The sequence below is a fragment of the Kitasatospora sp. NPDC001527 genome (genome assembly GCF_040298605.1).
GTDB lineage: Bacteria > Actinomycetota > Actinomycetes > Streptomycetales > Streptomycetaceae > Kitasatospora.
Genome location: NZ_JBEPAM010000008.1, coordinates 120468 through 136336, shown reverse-complemented (window position 1 = coordinate 136336; position 15869 = coordinate 120468). Strand labels below are relative to the sequence as shown.

Annotated in this window: 17 protein-coding genes; 8 read left to right on the top strand and 9 right to left on the bottom strand. The window is 72.1% G+C overall.

What is annotated here, in order from left to right; genetic code table 11:
• Positions 1-11 precede the first annotated feature (11 nt).
• From ABT238_RS11345 to ABT238_RS11330, 4 genes are all read right to left on the bottom strand, one after another.
• The gene (locus tag ABT238_RS11345) at positions 12-1148 is read right to left on the bottom strand and encodes an alpha/beta hydrolase (protein ID WP_350566484.1); all 1137 of its coding nucleotides are present in this window, start codon (positions 1146-1148) and stop codon (positions 12-14) included.
• Between the two features lie 179 nt (positions 1149-1327).
• The gene (locus ABT238_RS11340; RefSeq protein WP_350566486.1) at positions 1328-2002 is read right to left on the bottom strand and encodes a response regulator; all 675 of its coding nucleotides are present in this window, start codon (positions 2000-2002) and stop codon (positions 1328-1330) included.
• Between the two features lie 21 nt (positions 2003-2023).
• Positions 2024-3403 (bottom strand): sensor histidine kinase, encoded by a 1380-nt coding sequence (locus ABT238_RS11335; RefSeq protein WP_350566488.1) that lies wholly within the window; start codon positions 3401-3403, stop codon positions 2024-2026.
• 78 nt (positions 3404-3481) lie between these two features.
• Positions 3482-4147, bottom strand: coding sequence for a TetR family transcriptional regulator (locus tag ABT238_RS11330; protein WP_350566490.1), 666 nt, complete (start codon positions 4145-4147; stop codon positions 3482-3484).
• A 217-nt stretch (positions 4148-4364) separates the two neighbouring features.
• Here ABT238_RS11330 and ABT238_RS11325 point away from each other — a divergent pair, with 217 nt between their 5' ends.
• Entirely contained in the window at positions 4365-5969 is a 1605-nt protein-coding gene (locus ABT238_RS11325; protein ID WP_350756698.1) for an MFS transporter, read from the top strand.
• A gap of 171 nt (positions 5970-6140) precedes the next feature.
• On the opposite strand, the gene ABT238_RS11320 is transcribed toward ABT238_RS11325, so the two are convergent.
• Both ABT238_RS11320 and ABT238_RS11315 read right to left on the bottom strand, forming a co-directional pair.
• A complete protein-coding gene (locus tag ABT238_RS11320) occupies positions 6141-6332 on the bottom strand; it encodes a DUF397 domain-containing protein (protein ID WP_350756696.1) in 192 nt (63 codons plus the stop codon).
• Positions 6325-7248, bottom strand: a complete 924-nt coding sequence (locus ABT238_RS11315) for a helix-turn-helix domain-containing protein (RefSeq protein ID WP_350756693.1) — start codon at positions 7246-7248, stop codon at positions 6325-6327. The genes ABT238_RS11320 and ABT238_RS11315 overlap by 8 nt, the downstream gene beginning before the upstream one ends.
• 265 nt (positions 7249-7513) lie before the next feature.
• Between ABT238_RS11315 and ABT238_RS11310 the strand changes: the two genes are divergently transcribed.
• The 3 genes from ABT238_RS11310 to ABT238_RS11300 are packed head-to-tail and all read left to right on the top strand — an operon-like array spanning position 7514 to position 8372.
• Entirely contained in the window at positions 7514-7879 is a 366-nt protein-coding gene (locus ABT238_RS11310) for an ATP-binding protein (RefSeq protein WP_350561980.1), read from the top strand.
• Complete coding sequence (locus ABT238_RS11305) at positions 7876-8124, top strand: hypothetical protein (RefSeq protein ID WP_350756691.1); 249 nt, start codon at positions 7876-7878, stop codon at positions 8122-8124. The genes ABT238_RS11310 and ABT238_RS11305 overlap by 4 nt, the downstream gene beginning before the upstream one ends.
• Positions 8121-8372 (top strand): hypothetical protein, encoded by a 252-nt coding sequence (locus ABT238_RS11300; protein ID WP_350561984.1) that lies wholly within the window; start codon positions 8121-8123, stop codon positions 8370-8372. The genes ABT238_RS11305 and ABT238_RS11300 overlap by 4 nt, the downstream gene beginning before the upstream one ends.
• 56 nt (positions 8373-8428) lie before the next feature.
• On the opposite strand, the gene ABT238_RS11295 is transcribed toward ABT238_RS11300, so the two are convergent.
• The 3 genes from ABT238_RS11295 to aceE all read right to left on the bottom strand — a co-directional run bounded on the left by ABT238_RS11295 (position 8429) and on the right by aceE (position 12575).
• Entirely contained in the window at positions 8429-9073 is a 645-nt protein-coding gene (locus ABT238_RS11295) for a hypothetical protein (RefSeq protein ID WP_350756688.1), read from the bottom strand.
• A 123-nt stretch (positions 9074-9196) separates the two neighbouring features.
• Positions 9197-9646, bottom strand: a complete 450-nt coding sequence (locus ABT238_RS11290) for a nitroreductase/quinone reductase family protein (protein ID WP_350756685.1) — start codon at positions 9644-9646, stop codon at positions 9197-9199.
• Between the two features lie 178 nt (positions 9647-9824).
• Complete coding sequence (aceE, locus tag ABT238_RS11285; protein WP_350561990.1) at positions 9825-12575, bottom strand: pyruvate dehydrogenase (acetyl-transferring), homodimeric type; 2751 nt, start codon at positions 12573-12575, stop codon at positions 9825-9827.
• Positions 12576-13091: 516 nt separating this feature from the next.
• On the opposite strand from aceE, the gene ABT238_RS11280 reads away from it, so the two are divergent.
• From ABT238_RS11280 to ABT238_RS11265, 4 genes are all read left to right on the top strand, one after another.
• Positions 13092-13529, top strand: a complete 438-nt coding sequence (locus tag ABT238_RS11280) for a DUF3052 domain-containing protein (protein ID WP_350561992.1) — start codon at positions 13092-13094, stop codon at positions 13527-13529.
• A 319-nt stretch (positions 13530-13848) separates the two neighbouring features.
• Positions 13849-14307 (top strand): peroxiredoxin, encoded by a 459-nt coding sequence (locus ABT238_RS11275; protein WP_350561994.1) that lies wholly within the window; start codon positions 13849-13851, stop codon positions 14305-14307.
• Between the two features lie 171 nt (positions 14308-14478).
• Entirely contained in the window at positions 14479-15054 is a 576-nt protein-coding gene (locus ABT238_RS11270) for a TerD family protein (protein WP_350561996.1), read from the top strand.
• A gap of 217 nt (positions 15055-15271) precedes the next feature.
• Positions 15272-15847 carry a TerD family protein gene (locus tag ABT238_RS11265; protein ID WP_350561998.1) on the top strand — a complete coding sequence of 192 codons (576 nt, stop codon included), beginning with the start codon at positions 15272-15274 and terminating at the stop codon, positions 15845-15847.
• Positions 15848-15869: the final 22 nt, after the last annotated feature.

The window sequence follows — 15869 nt, the reverse complement described above, 5'->3', positions numbered from 1 at the left end:
AGCGGCCGGGGTCAGCGGCCGAGGGCGAGGCCGGCGAAGGCGGCCAGCGAGGCGGTGCCCGGGGCGAAGTAGCCGGTGTGGCCGTGCGACCCGGTGGACGGCAGCGGGCGGGCGCCGAAGGCCGGCGCGGTCGGGTCGGCGCCGTGCCCGAGGCCGAACAGGCGCACGTTCGGCACGTTGCCGATCCAGTCCGAGCCGTTGCGGGCGGTGGCCCAGAGCGGGACGCGCGGGTCGAGGTCGGCGGCGGAGCCGACGCCCAGGCCCGGCGAGCCCAGCACCACCACGCCGGAGGCCTGTCGCGGGCCCGGCCGGGCCAGCCCGCAGACCACCGAGCCGTAGCTGTGGCAGAACACCGTGGCCGGGGCGTCGGGCCGGGTGCTGACGGCGAGTCCGTCGAGCAGCCGGTTCAGCCGCTCGGCGCCGGCCCCGGCCAGGGTCTCGGTGGCGGCGTCCGGGCCCAGCCCGACCGGGGTGGTGTAGCCGGCCCAGGCGATCACGGCGGTGCGCCCGCCGGTCGCCTCGTACAGCGCCCGGGCCATGCCGACGGGCGTGCCGTACGGGTCGCCGGCCCGGTCGAAGGTGCGCAGGTCGATGTCCGAGCCGGGGACGACGACCGCGGTGCGCCGGGCGCCGGCGAGGTCGCCGAACACCTCGGCGATCTGGCCGCGCCCGCGCGGGTCGAAGGCGAGGAGGCGGCGCGGCCCGCCGGACGCGGCCCCGTCGAGCAGGGTCCGGTAGCGCTCGGCCCGCTCCCGGGCGGCGGCGCGGTCCTGCGCGGTGAGCGCCGGGTCGGCGGCCCGGGCGAGGGCGCGCTCGCGCTCCCCGGCGACGGCCCGGGCGTTGGCCCGGTGGCGCAGCTCGACGGGCGCGCCGTCCAGGTTGCCGACCACCAGTGGGTGGCGGACGGCCAGCTCCTCCCGGGCGGCGGGCGGCAGCGCGGTGAAGAAGGCGGCGACCTCGGCGGGGGAGGCGGTGGCGGGGTCGGGCAGCGGGCGCCCGAGGGCGGTGTCGGCCCGCCAGGCGGCGGCCCCGGGCGGCGGACCGGTCACCGCGCGCTCGCCGCCGGCGGCCCAGCCGCCCGCCCCCAGTACCGCGGCCAGCGCCAGCGCGGCGGCGGCCGCCGCGCGGCCGATCCGATTCCTCGTCATGTCCCGTTCCTCCGGCCCGTTCGGCTTCGACGGGGAGGACGGTAGGAACGAGGTGGCCCCGCGGACATCGCACCGCGGGGCCAACTGCCGGGTGCTACCCGGGTATCAGGGGGCTATCCCCCGGGGGACAGCCCCCTTGCGCTCCGGGGGAGGGGCCCACCGGGGTCCGGGGAAGCGGCTCACTGACCCGGGGTCACCAGGCCGGACTCGTAGGCGAGCACCACCGCCTGGGCGCGGTCGCGCAGGTCGAGCTTGGCCAGGATCCGGCCGATGTGGGTCTTCACGGTCTGCTCGGCGAGCACCAGCCGGGCGGCGATCTCCTGATTGGACAGGCCGCGGGCGATGAGCTCCAGGACCTCCGTCTCGCGCGGGGTCAGCCCGTTGAGCCGCACCTTGGGGTCGCGGCGCCTGGCCGGCCTGGTCCGGGCGAAGTCCTCGATCAGCCGCCGGGTCACCGAGGGGGCGAGCAGCGCCTCGCCGGCCGCGACCACCCGGACGGCGGCGATGAGGTCGTCCGGCGGCGCGTCCTTGAGCAGGAAGCCGCTGGCGCCGGCGCGCAGCGCGTCGTAGACGTAGTCGTCCACGTCGAAGGTGGTCAGCATCAGCACCTTGGGGCGGTGCGCGCCGGGCACGGCCGGGTCCAGCAGCCGGCGGGCCGCCTCCAGGCCGTCCATCACGGGCATCCGGACGTCCATCAGCACGACGTCCGGGTGGGTGCGGCCGCTCACCTCCAGGGCCTGGGCGCCGTCGGCGGCGTCCCCCACCACGTCGATGTCGCTCTGCGCGTTCAGCAGGGCGGCGAAGCCGGCCCGCACCATCGCCTGGTCGTCGACGATGATCACGCGGATGGTCATACGGTGCTCTCCCGGAGGCTCCTACGGTCCGGCCGGCCGCCCCTCCGGTTCCTCCGGTGCGGGGCCGCCGGGCCGGCGGTCGTCCGATCGAGTATCCGCCAGGGCGGGAACCGGCAGGACGGCGGCCACCGTGAAGCCGCCGTCCGGCAGCGGCCCGGTGTCCAGCCGGCCGCCCAGCAGCCGCACCCGCTCGCGCATGCCGACCAGTCCCTGGCCGGTGCCCTCGACCGAGGCCTCCAGCGACTCGGCCCGCACCGGCGGCGCCGCGTTGACCACGGTGACCAGCAGGGATCCGTCGGTGACGGCCAGCGAGACCCAGGCCGCGGCGCCGGGGGCGTGCCGGACCACGTTGGCCAGCGCCTCCTGGACGATCCGGTAGACCGAGAGCCCGACGGCCGGCGGCAGCGGGTCGCCGGCCAGCTCCGGGGCGAGCGTCAGCTCGGCGGACACCCCGGCCCGGCCGACCGTCTCGACCAGCTGGGCGAGCTGCCCGACGCCCGGCTGCGGCGCCGTCTCGGCGCCGGACTCCTCGCTGCGCAGCACGCCGAGCAGCCGCCGCATCTCGGCCAGCGACTCGCGCGCGCCACCGGCGATCGCGGTGAACTCCTCGGCGGCCTCGGCCGGTACGCCGGCGATCCGGTACGGCGCGCTGGCCGCCTGCACGGCGATCACCGACATGTGGTGGGCGACCACGTCGTGCAGCTCGCGGGCGATCCGGGCGCGCTCCTCCAGCAGGGTGCGCCGCTCGCGTTCGGCCTCGCTGATGTGCTCCTGCTCGGCGAGCAGCCGGCGGGCCTCGGCGCGCTCGCGCAGCGCCCCGCCGAGCACCAGGACGGCGCCGGCCAGGGCGATGGCGAGCAGGCTGTTGTCGCCGCCGAACCCGCCGGCGAGGCCGACGACGGAGAGCGCCGGGCTCGCCGCGGCGGTGACCAGCCAGACCGCGACCAGGGTCCGCCGGGCCTCGCGCAGGGCGAGCGTCAGCATCAGCAGCAGGTAGCCGACCAGGCCGGGCGGAGGCCACGGCCAGGGGCCGTCGACCCCCTGGGCGGTGGCGCCGTCGCCGGTGCCGAGGACCAGCAGCGAGGTCAGCAGGGCGCCGCCGCCGATCATCCACCAGGCGGGCAGCGGCCGGGTGACGGCGAGCAGCAGCGGCACCGTCTGGGCGACCGCGAGGGCGGCGGCCGGGCCGGCGTCCACCCCGTAGTCGTTGACCAGCACGGCGATGGTGGTGGGCAGCAGCGCGGCGGTCGCGGCCAGGGCGAGGACGTACGGCAGGAGGCGGACCCAGCGGCGGGAGGCCTGGGCGAGCAGCGGGGTGTGGTCGGCGGACGGGCGGGTGAGCGGGGCGAGCAGCGCGCGCACCGGACCGCCCGGGGCCGGCCCGGTGAGTGGCTTGGACATCCGGTCAGCCTAGGGCGGCACGGGGCGGCCGGCGTCCCACCGGGGTCCGGACTCCCGCGTAGTACCCGGGTATGAGGGTCACGGTCTCCAGTCGCCGACCAGGGCCGGGCCGAGCAGGTCCAGGTGCCGGCCGATCAGCGCGACCATGCCCTCCGGGCCGGTGTCCTCCTGGTCGGTGCTCCAGGACAGGTGGGCGGCGCGCAGCACGCCGCCGAAGGCCGCCGCGAGCACGGCGGGGCGCAGGTCCTCGGCCGGGTCGAGGCCCTCGCGCTCGGCGATGATCGTGGCCACCACCCGTTCCTGTTCGGTGACCCGGCGCAGGTGGGCGGCGAGCAGGGTGGGGCTGGTCTCGATCATCTGGATCAGCTCCAGCGCGGCCGTCACCGAGGAGGGCCCGGTGTCGCGGCCCGCGCCGCGCTCCAGCCAGGAGCCGACGATCGCGGCGCGCAGCGCCCGGAGCGGGTTCTCCTCGGCGGGGCGGGCCCGCAGCAGCTCGATGAAGTGGTCCTCGGCCTCGGCGAGGACGGCGAGGGCGACCTCGTCCTTGTTGGCGAAGTAGCGGAAGAAGGTCCGCTGCGAGACGTCGACGGCGCCGGCGATCTCGTCGACGGTGGTGCGGGAGAAGCCCTGGCCGAGGAAGAGCCGGTGGGCCGCCTCGATGAGGGCGTCCCGGGTGCGCTGCTTCTTCCGGGCGCGCAGTCCGGGCTCCTGGGCGGGGGCGGGGGATGCGGGCTGAGCGGCCATGGCGGGGGCCTTCCGGAGGGTGATCGGGCTGGTGCTGTGGAGGCTACTGTAGCGATCTGACAAATGGCAGAGAGACGCAGAAGGCAGCGTTTGCCGAATGTCAGTCGCTGACATAATGTGCCTTGGTGGCGCCCCGGGGCCGGGCACTCGTGGGGACGGGTGGGCCGGGGGCGCCACCACCGACGTCCGCCCGCTGCCAGCCCCCCGGAGGGCCCAGATGAGCCAGTCCCTGACCAAGAGCGCCACGGCGGAGGCATCGCCGCCGGGTACCTCGCCGGGCGGGAGGAGCCTCCAGGGACACCCCTGGCTGACCCTGCTCACCGTCGCCGTCGGCGTGATGATGGTCGCCCTGGACGGCACGATCGTCGCGATCGCCAACCCGGTGATCCAGGCCGACCTCAACGCCGCGCCCTCCGAGATCCAGTGGGTGACCAGCGGCTACCTGCTCGCCCTCGCGGTCTTCCTGATCACCGCCGGCAAGATCGGCGACCGGTTCGGCCACAAGAACACCTTCCTGGTCGGCGCGGTCGGCTTCGCGGCCACCTCGGCGGCGATCGGCTTCGCCGGGAACATCCAGACGGTGATCGCCTTCCGCGTCCTGCAGGGCCTGTTCGGCGCGCTGCTCCAGCCGGCCGCGCTCGGCCTGCTGCGCGGGGCCTTCCCGGCCGAGAAGCTCAACATGGCGATCGGCATCTGGGGCGGCGTCATCGGCGCCTCCACCGCGGCCGGTCCGATCGTCGGCGGCCTGCTGGTCGAGCACGTCAACTGGGAGTCGGTGTTCTTCATCAACATCCCGGTCGGCGTGATCGCGCTGGCCCTCGGCCTGTGGATCCTGCGGGACGTGCGGGCCGAGAACGCCGCCAAGTCCTTCGACATCCCCGGCATCGTGCTGCTCTCGACGGCGATGTTCGCGCTGGTCTTCGGCATCATCAAGGCCCCCGAGTGGGGCTGGGGCGACGTCTCCACGCTGGTCTTCCTGGGCGGCGCGGTCGTGCTGATGACCGCCTTCGCGTTCTGGCAGCGGGTGGCCAGGGAGCCGCTGATCCCGCTCAGCCTGTTCCGTTCGCTGCCGCTGTCGGCCGGCACCCTGCTGATGGTGCTGATGGCCTTCTCGTTCTTCGGCGCGATCTTCTTCGTGACCTTCTACCTGCAGAACGTGCACGGCATGACGCCGGTCCAGGCGGGCGTCCACCTGCTGCCCATGACCGGCATGATGATCATCGGATCGCCGGTGGCGGGCATCGCGATCGGCAAGCTGGGCCCGCGGATCCCGATCGTGGCCGGCATGCTGATCACCACCGTCGCGATGTTCGGCATGTCCACCCTGGACGCCGGCTCCGGCAACGGCGTGATGGCGCTCTGGTTCGTGCTGATGGGCCTGGGCATCAGCCCGGTCATGGTCGGCGCCACCGAGGTCATCGTCGGCAACGCGCCGCTGGAGCTCTCCGGCGTCGCCGGCGGTCTCCAGCAGTCCGCGATGCAGGTCGGCGGCAGCCTCGGCACCGCCGTGCTGGGCGCGCTGATGGCCGCCCGGGTCACCGACACGCTGCCCGGCGAGTGGGCCGACGCGGGTCTGCCGCCGGTGGACCCGGCGCAGGCCGAGGGCCTCAACCAGGCCGCCCAGCTCGGCATCGCCCCGCCCGCCCCGGCCGGCACCCCCCAGCAGGTGGTCGACGCGATGGCCGGAGCCGTGCACGACTCCTTCGTCAGCGGCATGTCGCTGGCCTTCGCGGTCGCCTCGGTGGTCGCCTTCGCCGCCGCCGTGCTCGGCCTGCTGACCCGCCGCGGCACCACGGACGCCGGCCCCGCCGTCCACATCTGACGGCCCACCGCTTGACGGCCGCTGCCGGGCTTCGAGGAATGCCTCGAAGCCCGGCAGCCGTTTACGCGTGGACCGCTGGAGTGGGCAGTCGGCGGGTCCGACTTCCCGCTCCAGCGGATGGGGTGCTCGTGGTCGGCGGCTCTCGCTCGGGTCGAGCGAGAGCCGCCGAGGTCAGGCGTGGTGGTCGAGTTCGCCGGCTTTGACGGTGTGGAGCAGGGAGGTGAAGGCGGAGGTGTTGGTGCTGACTATGACGTCAGGGTCATCGGACTCCCGGACTTCGATCAGTCCTCCGGCGCTGCGCACCTCCACGCACTCATCGTGTGCACCGCTGTAGCTGGACTTCTGCCAAGTGTTCTCAGGCATACCTGTTCACGACCTCTTTCATGATGGATCGAATGAGCTCTCGCGACCCATCCTCAGGCAGGGCGTTGGAGTCCAGGCGAGCGAAGACGGCTCGGTAGCTCGCCAGATGAGCTGGTGAGTCGAAGAACTGGACTGCGTGGGCGACATCCATCTGTACGGTGTCCAGCTCGGGAGTCACACCTTCGGCGAAGGTGAGGTTCTCGCTGGATCCGGGGAAGGTGTCGGTGCTGAACGGCATCACCCGTACCGAGATTCCCGGGGTCTCGGACGCCTGGATAAGTGCGGCAAGTTGCTCGGCAAGGATCTCGGATCCGCCGAACTGCATCCTCAGCGCGGCCTCGTGCACGAAGGCAAGGTAGGGGACCTTCTGCGAGTGGAGAACCTGTTGCCGTCTCATGCGGAACTCGGTTCGCAGGGCGATGTCTTGCCGGGTGGGTAGCGGGGTGGCTCGCGAGAAGACCGCTGATGCGTAGTCGCTCGTTTGAAGGAGTCCGGGGATGTAGGTGGTCGTGCAGGTGTAGAGCTTCTGGGCGTGGCCCTCAACCTCCGCAACCTCAAGGAAGTCCGTGGACAAGACTCCTCGGTAGTCCTCCCACCAGCCCTTCCCTCGTTCGACGGCCATGTCGGCGAGGGCGTTGATCAACGGGGTGTTTCCGCAGTCGCAGGCGGCGGCCACGGTCCGAAGGCGATCAGCGCTGACACCGATTCTGCCGGTCTCCATCTGTGTGACTTGCGTGGGGTTCAGCCCAAGGCCGCGCGCAAGCTGGCTGCCACCAAGACCGGCCTGCTCTCGCATCTTCCGCATCTCGGCGCCCAGGCGACGCTGGCGCAAGGTCGGGTCGCGACGAAGAGGCATGGCGTCCTTTCGGGGGATGGTGTGCGGCCAGTCTGCCGCGCGGATCGTGAGGTGGTCCAACCAGCTTCGACGATCCTGGACGTGGTCCTTCCCTCGGAAGCGGGATTCTCGCGAACATCTCCTTCAATTGAAGACGCCGTGGGCTATGGTCGATCCCATGGTGATCCGACGGGTCGTCAGTAAGGCCTGTTCGTCCGGGCAGTAGGCGCCTGCTGCCCTTTTGCGCCGCAGAGCAGCCGGCTCCGGGCTGGCCTGGTTCACGGCGACGATCCGTCGGCGTCTCCCCTTTCCTCCCTCCCTCCGCCTCTCCCCATGGAGGTCTCCCATGCGTGCCCTCAACCCGCCGGACTGCTCGGTCGCCCGCTGCGAGCTGCGTGCCGTCCTCTCCGAGTCCGGCTGGCGGCCGGACGACATCGCCGATGCGGAGCTCGCGTTCCTCGAACTCTTCGTCAACGCCTGGGCGCACGCCGGTTCGCGGGCGCCCTCAGTGGTGATCACCCTCCGGCCGGCCTCCCTGCGCGTCTCGGTCTGCGACGACTGCCCGACCCTGCCCGAGCCCCCCGCCCCCGCGGACCCCTACGCCCTCTCCGGGCGTGGACTCCGCCTCGTCCGCGCCCTCGCCCACCGCTTCGGGATCGACGCCCACAAGAACGGCAAGTCCGTCTGGTTCGAGCTGGACTTCGCCGCGTGAGCGCCGCCGGACGGGAGCCCGTCGGCCCCCACGACAAGATCCTCCGCACCTACACCGAGCCCGAGGTCACCTCTCTGCTCGGCGAACTCCGCGAGCGGGGCGGGAGCCTCGGCGTCCAGTGGGACTCCGCCGTCGTCGCCGACCCCACCGGCGACGACGGCCTCCTCCGCGTCGACTTCGGCCACGCGCCGGTCTCCACCCTCCTGAACCTGCTCGACCTCCTCCGTGAAGCGGCCCGCCGATGAGCGGCTTCCTCGTCGGCGCGGCCTTCGCCGTGCTCCTGGCCCTCGCGATCGCCACCGTCGTCACGGGCGTCGTCACCAGCCTGCGGATGCGCGACACCTTCGCCCCGCCGCCCATCACCCGGCACGGGCGCTGGGAACTCCGCACGCTCCCCGACGGCACCGCCGAGTACGCGTGGATCGCCCGCCAGGCCGGCCGGTTCAGCCCCGAGACCAACCCCGAGCCGGACCGGCGGCGCATACCCCGTTGAACCCTTGGCCCCTGGAGTGGTAAGTCGGCAGGTCCGACTTCCCGCTCCGGCCGTGGTCAGGAGGTCGGGCAGTCCAGGGTCGGGTCGGTCTCGGCGGCGGCCCAGCACTGCTCGGCCCGCTGCCAGTACTCCTCCTCCGACAGCGTCGCCGACGGGCTCGGGGTGGGCAGCACCTGGGTGGGGCCGAAGTGGTTGCCGCCGCCGGTCGGGGCCGGGGCGGGCGGCGGGACCGGCGGGGTGCGGGTGGGGCTCGGCGCCGGGGCGGCAGGCGTGCTCGGGGCGGCGGAGTCCGCGGACGCGGCGGGGGGCGCCGGCGGGGCGGGGGGCGTCGCCGGGGCGGTCGGCGCCACCTCGGCGGAGACGAGCCCGAGCGAGGGCGACCGGCCCGGCACGGGCCGGTCGCGGGGAACGGCGGGCGGGGCGGCCGAGGTCGCGGGCGGGGCGGCCGGCGGCGCGGAGGCACCGGGTCCGACGGGGTCGGCGGGCGCGCCCGGGTCGGCGGGTGCGGGGGCGGCCGGGCCGGGCCCGGGGTCGGGGCCGGGAACAGGGGTGGCAGGGGCGGGGACCGGTGCCAGGTCGGTCAGGGCCCGGTCCGGGGCGGCCGGCAGCGACACCGACGGCCCGCCGATCTCCTCCGGAGCGGGCAGCAGCTGTGACAGCAGGGCGCCGGTCGTCACCCCGACCAGCAACGCCAGGGGCAACGCCCCCGTCCTCGGTGTACGCACGGTACCGGCCCCCCTCCCCTCGCCCCCTCGGTGACACCTTAAGGGCGATTTTTGGGAAGGTTAAGAGGGAGCAGGAGCCGGAACCGCTGCGCGGCGCTTTCAGGCCGCCCGGCGAAGCTCCACCAGCGGGACCACCCGGGTGGTTCGGGCACGGAATTCGGCGAACAGCGGCTCGATCGCGATCTGCCGGGTCCAGACGGCCTCGTGCTCGGCGGCGTCCAGCGGGACGGCGTGCGCGGCGAAGGTGTCCGGGCCGAGCTCGACGGTGACCTCGGGGCCGTCGGCGAGGTTGCGGAACCAGGCCGGGTCGGTGGGCGCGCCGCCGTTCAGCGCGAAGACGATCACCCGCCCGCCGTCCTCCAGGTAGACCAGCGGGGTGGTGCGGGACTCGCCGCTGCGCCGGCCGCGGGTGGTGAGCAGCAGCAGGGTCTTGCCGGCGAAGTCGCCGCCGACCACGCCCCCGGCCGCCCGGAACTCGGCGATCACGGTGCGGTTGTCGTCGTTGCCGCCGCCGGCGGGCCGGGGGTGGGCGGCGTTCGTCGTGTTCATCGGTGAACCTCCTCGGCTGATCCGGTTCGTCGGGACGAGCCTAGGAGCTGACACCGGTGTGAGGTTCAAGCCGCTGTGACCAGGGTCACGGCGCCGGGGTCACAGCCCAGGGACACGGCAGAGGGGCCGGTCCTCCCGTGCGCGGGAGGACCGGCCCCTCAGGGGATCAGCGGTGCGCTCAGGCGTCGCCGCCCGCGGCGCCCGGGTCGGCCGCCGCCACGTCGAGCAGCTGGTAGCGGTCGATCGCGTCCTTCAGCACGCTGCGCTCGATCTTGCCCTGCTTGGCCAGCTCGGTGAGCACGGCCAGCACGACGGACTGCGCGTCGATGTGGAAGAAGCGACGGGCCGCACCGCGGGTGTCGGCGAAGCCGAAGCCGTCCGCACCCAGCGACTGCCACTGGCCCGGCACCCAGCGGGCGATCTGGTCCGGCACCGCGCGCATCCAGTCGGACACCGCGACGAACGGGCCCTCGGCGCCGTGGAGCTTGCTGGTGACGTACGGCACGCGCTGCTGCTCCTCGGGGTGCAGCAGGTTGAACTCCTCGGCCTCCACCGCGTCGCGGCGCAGCTCGTTCCAGGAGGTCGCGGACCAGACGTCGGCCTTGACGTTCCACTCCTCGGCCAGGATCCGCTGGGCCTCCAGGGCCCACGGCACGGCCACGCCGGAGGCGAGGATCTGCGCCGGGATCCGGCCGGCGGTGCCGTCCGCGTACTTGTACAGACCCTTGAGGATGCCCTCGACGTCCACGTTCTCGGGCTCGGCCGGCATCTTGATCGGCTCGTTGTACACGGTGAGGTAGTAGAAGACGTCCTCGCCGTTCGGGTGCTCCTCGCTGGAGCCGTACATCCGGCGCAGACCGTCCTTGACGATGTGCGCGATCTCGAAGCCGTACGCGGGGTCGTACGCGACGACGCCCGGGTTGGTCGAGGCCAGCAGGTGCGAGTGGCCGTCGGCGTGCTGCAGGCCCTCGCCGGTCAGCGTGGTGCGGCCGGCGGTGGCGCCGAGCACGAAGCCGCGGGCCAGCTGGTCGGCCATCTGCCAGAACTGGTCGCCGGTGCGCTGGAACCCGAACATCGAGTAGAAGACGTACACCGGGATCAGCGGCTCGCCGTGGGTGGCGTAGGCCGAGCCCGCGGCGATCAGCGAGGCGGTGCAGCCCGCCTCGGAGATGCCGTCGTGCAGCATCTGGCCGGTCGGCGACTCCTTGTACGCCAGCAGCAGCTCGCGGTCGACCGACTCGTAGGTCTGGCCGAGCGGGTTGTAGATCTTCGCCGACGGGAACAGCGAGTCCATGCCGAAGGTGCGGTACTCGTCGGGCGCGATCGGTACGAAGCGGTTGCCGATGCCCTTGTCCCGCATGAGGTCCTTGAGCAGCCGGACGAACGCCATGGTGGTGGCGATGGTCTGGTTGCCGGAGCCCTTCTTGACCGCCTTGTACGCGTCGTCGCCCGGCAGCTCCAGCTTGCGCGGCCGCACCTTGCGGGTCGGCACGTAGCCGCCCAGCTCCTGGCGGCGGTCGTGCATGTACTGGATCTCCTCCGAGTCGCGGCCCGGGTGGTAGTAGGGCGGGTAGCCCTCCTCGAGCTGCTTGTCGGTGATCGGCAGGTGCAGCCGGTCGCGGAAGCGCTTCAGGTCCTCGACCGTCAGCTTCTTCATCTGGTGGGTGGCGTTGCGGCCCTCGAAGTTGGGGCCCAGCGTCCAGCCCTTGACGGTCTGCGCCAGGATGACGGTCGGCTGGCCCTTGTGCTCGCGGGCCGCCTTGAACGCCGCGTAGATCTTGCGGTGGTCGTGGCCGCCGCGGCCCAGGTGCTGGATCTGCTGGTCGGTCATCGACTCGACCATCTTGCGCAGCCGCAGGTCGCCGCCGAAGAAGTTCTCGCGGATGTACGCGCCGGACTCGGTGGCGTAGGTCTGGAACTGGCCGTCCACCGTGGTGTTCAGCTTGTTCACCAGGACGCCGTCGCGGTCCTGCGCGAGCAGCGGGTCCCAGCTGCGGTCCCAGACCAGCTTGATGACGTTCCAGCCGGCGCCGCGGAACTGCGACTCCAGTTCCTGGATGATCTTGCCGTTGCCGCGGACCGGGCCGTCGAGGCGCTGCAGGTTGCAGTTGACCACGAAGGTGAGGTTGTCCAGGCCCTCGCGGGCGGCCAGGGAGAGCTGGCCGAGCGACTCGGGCTCGTCCATCTCGCCGTCGCCGAGGAAGGCGTAGACGTGCGAGTCGGAGGTGTCCTTGATGCCGCGGTGCTCCAGGTACCGGTTCATCCGGGCCTGGTAGATCGCGCCGAGCGGGCCGAGGCCCATCGAGACGGTCGGGAACTCCCAGAAGTCCGGCATCAGCCGCGGGTGCGGGTAGCTGGAGAGGCCGTTCGGGAACTTCGACTTCTCCTGGCGGAAGGCGTCGAGCTGCTGCTCGCCGAGCCGGTCCAGCAGGAAGGCGCGGGCGTAGATGCCGGGGGAGGCGTGGCCCTGGAAGAAGATCTGGTCGCCGGACTCGCCCTCGGCGTCCTTGCCGCGGAAGAAGTAGTTGAAGCCGACGTCGTAGAGCGACGCCGAGGAGGCGAAGGTGGCGATGTGGCCACCCACGCCGATGCCCGGGCGCTGCGCCCGGGAGACCATCACCGCGGCGTTCCAGCGGGTCGCGTTGAGGATCTTGCGCTCGATCTCCTCGTTGCCGGGGAAGAACGGCTCGTCCTTGGTGGCGATGGTGTTGACGTAGTCCGTGCTGCGCATCTCGGGCACGGCGACACGCTTCTCGCGGGCGCGCTCGATCAGGCGCAGCATCAGGTAACGGGCACGCTCACGCCCCCGCTCGTCGATGGCCGCATCGAGCGACTCCAGCCATTCCGCGGTCTCCTCGGGATCGAAGTCCGGGACCTGACTCGGAAGGCCGCCAATGATGATCGGGTTGCGATCGGATCCGGAAGCCACGCTGTTCCTTCACTGTCGGTCGAAACTGAGGTGTGTCGCGCCGCCTCCATCGTGCTACCGCGCTCGGAGATCCGTCATCTCTACCGATCGGTAACCGCTCTCCCTGACAGAAGGAGCGGTCTGGTGATGTGCGGTTCGGACAGCGTCGTCCGGGCCGCGCACCCCCGGGTGTTACGAACAGAGGTGGTCCGACCTGGTTTCCCTTCCGTCCGATGGCGGACGGCCGGGGTGAGGGCCAACAGGAGACTCTACGCCCGCGCACGCGCGGACCCGAATGCCGTTCGCATCTCGGGCGTGCGTACGGCCTGTGGACCAGGACCACCCGAAGCATCCTTGTCCTGTGCAGAGAAGGGCAAATCGGTGTGATTCCCGACACGTCGCACGGCGTGTCCCGGTGCGACACGTCAACCTTTGGAGGGGATCGGGGGTCGGGTACTTGCGCGAACCGCCGCGCCCGTGTGGACTACGGCCACAGCCTCGGCATGGACGCCGGGCCGAATACTGGAGGTTATTCCCGTGAGCGCGACCGCGGACCCCGCGGACAAGTCCAACCCGGCACTTCGTCTCGGCTTCGAAGAGGGCCAGATCGTCCAGGAGCTGGGGTACGACGAAGACACTGACCAGGACCTCCGCGAGGGCATCGAGGAGATCACCGGGACGGAACTCGTCGACGAGGACTACGACGACGTCGCCGACGCCGTCCTGCTGTGGCACCGCGACGACGACGGGGATCTCACCGACGCCCTCGTCGACGCCCTGGAATACCTGGCCGAGGGCGGCCTGATCTGGCTGCTGACGCCCAAGACCGGCCGGGACGGCCACATCGAGGCCTCGGACATCGCCGACGCGGCCCGCACCGCCGGCCTCTCCCAGACCAGCTCGATCGCGGTCGCCAAGGACTGGGCCGCGACCCGCCTGGCGACCAAGTCGACCGCCAAGCCGGGCAAGCGCTGAGCGCCGCCTGACGGGCCCCGCCGGGCCCCGCCGGAGCATCCTCCGGCGGGGCCCGGTCGTTTTCGTCCGTCCCGTCGCGTTTTCGTCCGTTGCCGCCCGTGCCCGCCCGTGCCCGCCCGGTCCCGTCCGGTCCCGTCCGTCCGGGGCCCGTCCGGCGGCACCGGACCCGGACGGCCGAACTGTTCGCCCTGGGCGAAAGCGGTGGCCCCGGACGGCCCAGCACTCACCCGTCCGGACCAATCGCCACCGGCGAATGCGAGGATGGCGCTCGCCGCGCCACCCGTGCGGCCCAGTCGCGTCGAGTGGGAGAGGTCCCCGCATGGCCATCGAGATCGGCACCGAGGCTCCGGACTTCGAGCTCAGGAACCAGCACGGCGAGCCGGTGAAGCTCTCCGACTTCCGGGGCGGGAAGAACGTCGTCGTGGTCTTCTACCCGTTCGCCTTCACCGGTGTCTGCACCGGCGAGGTCTGCGCGATCCAGAAGGAGCTGCCGCGGCTGCAGAACGACGAGGTGCAGGTGCTCGGCGTCTCCAACGACTCGCCCTTCAGCCAGCGGATCTTCGCCGAGCAGGAGGGCCTGGAGTTCCCGCTGCTCTCCGACTTCTGGCCGCACGGCGAGGTCTCCCGCGCCTACGGCGTCTTCGACGAGGAGAAGGGCTGCGCGGTCCGCGGCACCTTCGTGATCGACAAGGCCGGCGTGGTCCGCTGGAGCGTCGTGAACGGCCTGCCGGACGCCCGTGACGAGCAGGAGTACCTGGCCGCCCTCGGCGCCCTCTGAGCCCGCCGAGGGCCTCGCCCCGCCCGCGTTGTGCCGGTTCCCCGGCGCGGACGGGAACCCCGCACTACGATCGGCTCGTTGGCTGGTCAGAGGCCCGGGACGGTTCGCCGCCGGAGCCTCGGACCGCACCACGGGGGCACCGAGGAGTGCCTCCCGAATCTTGGAGGACAAGTGGGTGTCAGCCTGAGCAAGGGCGGCAATGTCTCGCTCACCAAGGAGGCCCCCGGCCTGACCGCCGTGGTGGTCGGCCTCGGCTGGGACGTCCGCACCACCACGGGCACGGATTTCGACCTGGACGCCAGTGCCCTGCTCTGCAACGACCAGGGCAAGGTCGGCACGGACGGCAACTTCGTCTTCTTCAACAACCTCAAGAGCCCCGACGGCTCGGTCGAGCACACCGGTGACAACCTCACCGGTGAGGGCGAGGGCGACGACGAGCAGATCAAGGTCAACCTGGCGACCGTGCCGGCCGACGTGCAGAAGATCGTCTTCCCGGTGTCCATCTACGACGCCGAGAACCGGTCGCAGAACTTCGGCCAGGTCCGCAACGCGTTCATCCGCGTGGTGAACCAGTCGGACAACAAGGAGCTGGCCCGGTACGACCTCAGCGAGGACGCCTCCACCGAGACGGCGATGGTCTTCGGTGAGCTCTACCGCAACGGCGCCGAGTGGAAGTTCCGCGCGATCGGCCAGGGCTACGCCTCCGGCCTGCGCGGCATCGCCCAGGACTTCGGCGTGAACGTCTGAGTCGGGCGGGGCCGGTGACGGCCCGGTGCGGCAGCACGAACGGCCGGGGCGGCCGCGGACGCGAGGGCGTCGGCGGCCGCCCCGGCCGTTCCGTCGTTCCCGGCGCACTGGAAGGATGGGAGTTCAGGAAAGTTCAGCCGGTCCACGGGGGCCGGTCGGGGTCGCGGGGGAATAGACCTGAGATGCGCCCCGGGAGGCAAAGGGAGGAAGGACAGCCATGAGTGTCACGCTCGCCAAGGGTGGCAATGTCTCGCTCACGAAGGCCGCGCCGAATCTGACGCAGGTGCAGATCGGCCTCGGCTGGGACGCCCGGTCCACGACCGGCGCGCCCTTCGACCTCGACGCGAGCGCGCTGCTCTGCTCGAGTGGCCGCGTGCTGGGGGACGAGTACTTCGTCTTCTACAACAACCTCAAGAGCCCCGAGGGCTCGGTCGAGCACACCGGTGACAACCTGACCGGTGACGGCGACGGCGACGACGAGGTGGTCCTGGTCAACCTGGACCTCGTGCCGCCGCAGGTCGACAAGGTCGCCTTCCCGGTGTCCATCTACGACGCCGAGAACCGGTCGCAGAACTTCGGCCAGGTCCGCAACGCGTACATCCGGGTGGTCAACTCGCTGGACGGCCAGGAGATCGCCCGCTACGACCTCACCGAGGACGCGTCCAGCGAGACCGCGATGATCTTCGGCGAGCTGTACCGGTACGCGGGCGAGTGGAAGTTCCGCGCGGTCGGCCAGGGCTACGCCTCCGGTCTGCGGGGCATTGCTCTCGATTTCGGCGTAAACGTACAGTAAAGGCCGCGATCGTCCTGATCGT

Coding starts and splice junctions, on each gene's coding strand:
- ABT238_RS11345 (WP_350566484.1), bottom strand. CDS start 1,148: ATGACGAGGAATCGGATCGGCCGCGCGGCGGCCGCCGCCGCGCTGGCG.
- ABT238_RS11340 (WP_350566486.1), bottom strand. CDS start 2,002: ATGACCATCCGCGTGATCATCGTCGACGACCAGGCGATGGTGCGGGCC.
- ABT238_RS11335 (WP_350566488.1), bottom strand. CDS start 3,403: ATGTCCAAGCCACTCACCGGGCCGGCCCCGGGCGGTCCGGTGCGCGCG.
- ABT238_RS11330 (WP_350566490.1), bottom strand. CDS start 4,147: ATGGCCGCTCAGCCCGCATCCCCCGCCCCCGCCCAGGAGCCCGGACTG.
- ABT238_RS11325 (WP_350756698.1), top strand. CDS start 4,365: ATGAGCCAGTCCCTGACCAAGAGCGCCACGGCGGAGGCATCGCCGCCG.
- ABT238_RS11320 (WP_350756696.1), bottom strand. CDS start 6,332: ATGCCTGAGAACACTTGGCAGAAGTCCAGCTACAGCGGTGCACACGAT.
- ABT238_RS11310 (WP_350561980.1), top strand. CDS start 7,514: ATGCGTGCCCTCAACCCGCCGGACTGCTCGGTCGCCCGCTGCGAGCTG.
- ABT238_RS11300 (WP_350561984.1), top strand. CDS start 8,121: ATGAGCGGCTTCCTCGTCGGCGCGGCCTTCGCCGTGCTCCTGGCCCTC.
- ABT238_RS11290 (WP_350756685.1), bottom strand. CDS start 9,646: ATGAACACGACGAACGCCGCCCACCCCCGGCCCGCCGGCGGCGGCAAC.
- ABT238_RS11275 (WP_350561994.1), top strand. CDS start 13,849: ATGGCCATCGAGATCGGCACCGAGGCTCCGGACTTCGAGCTCAGGAAC.
- ABT238_RS11265 (WP_350561998.1), top strand. CDS start 15,272: ATGAGTGTCACGCTCGCCAAGGGTGGCAATGTCTCGCTCACGAAGGCC.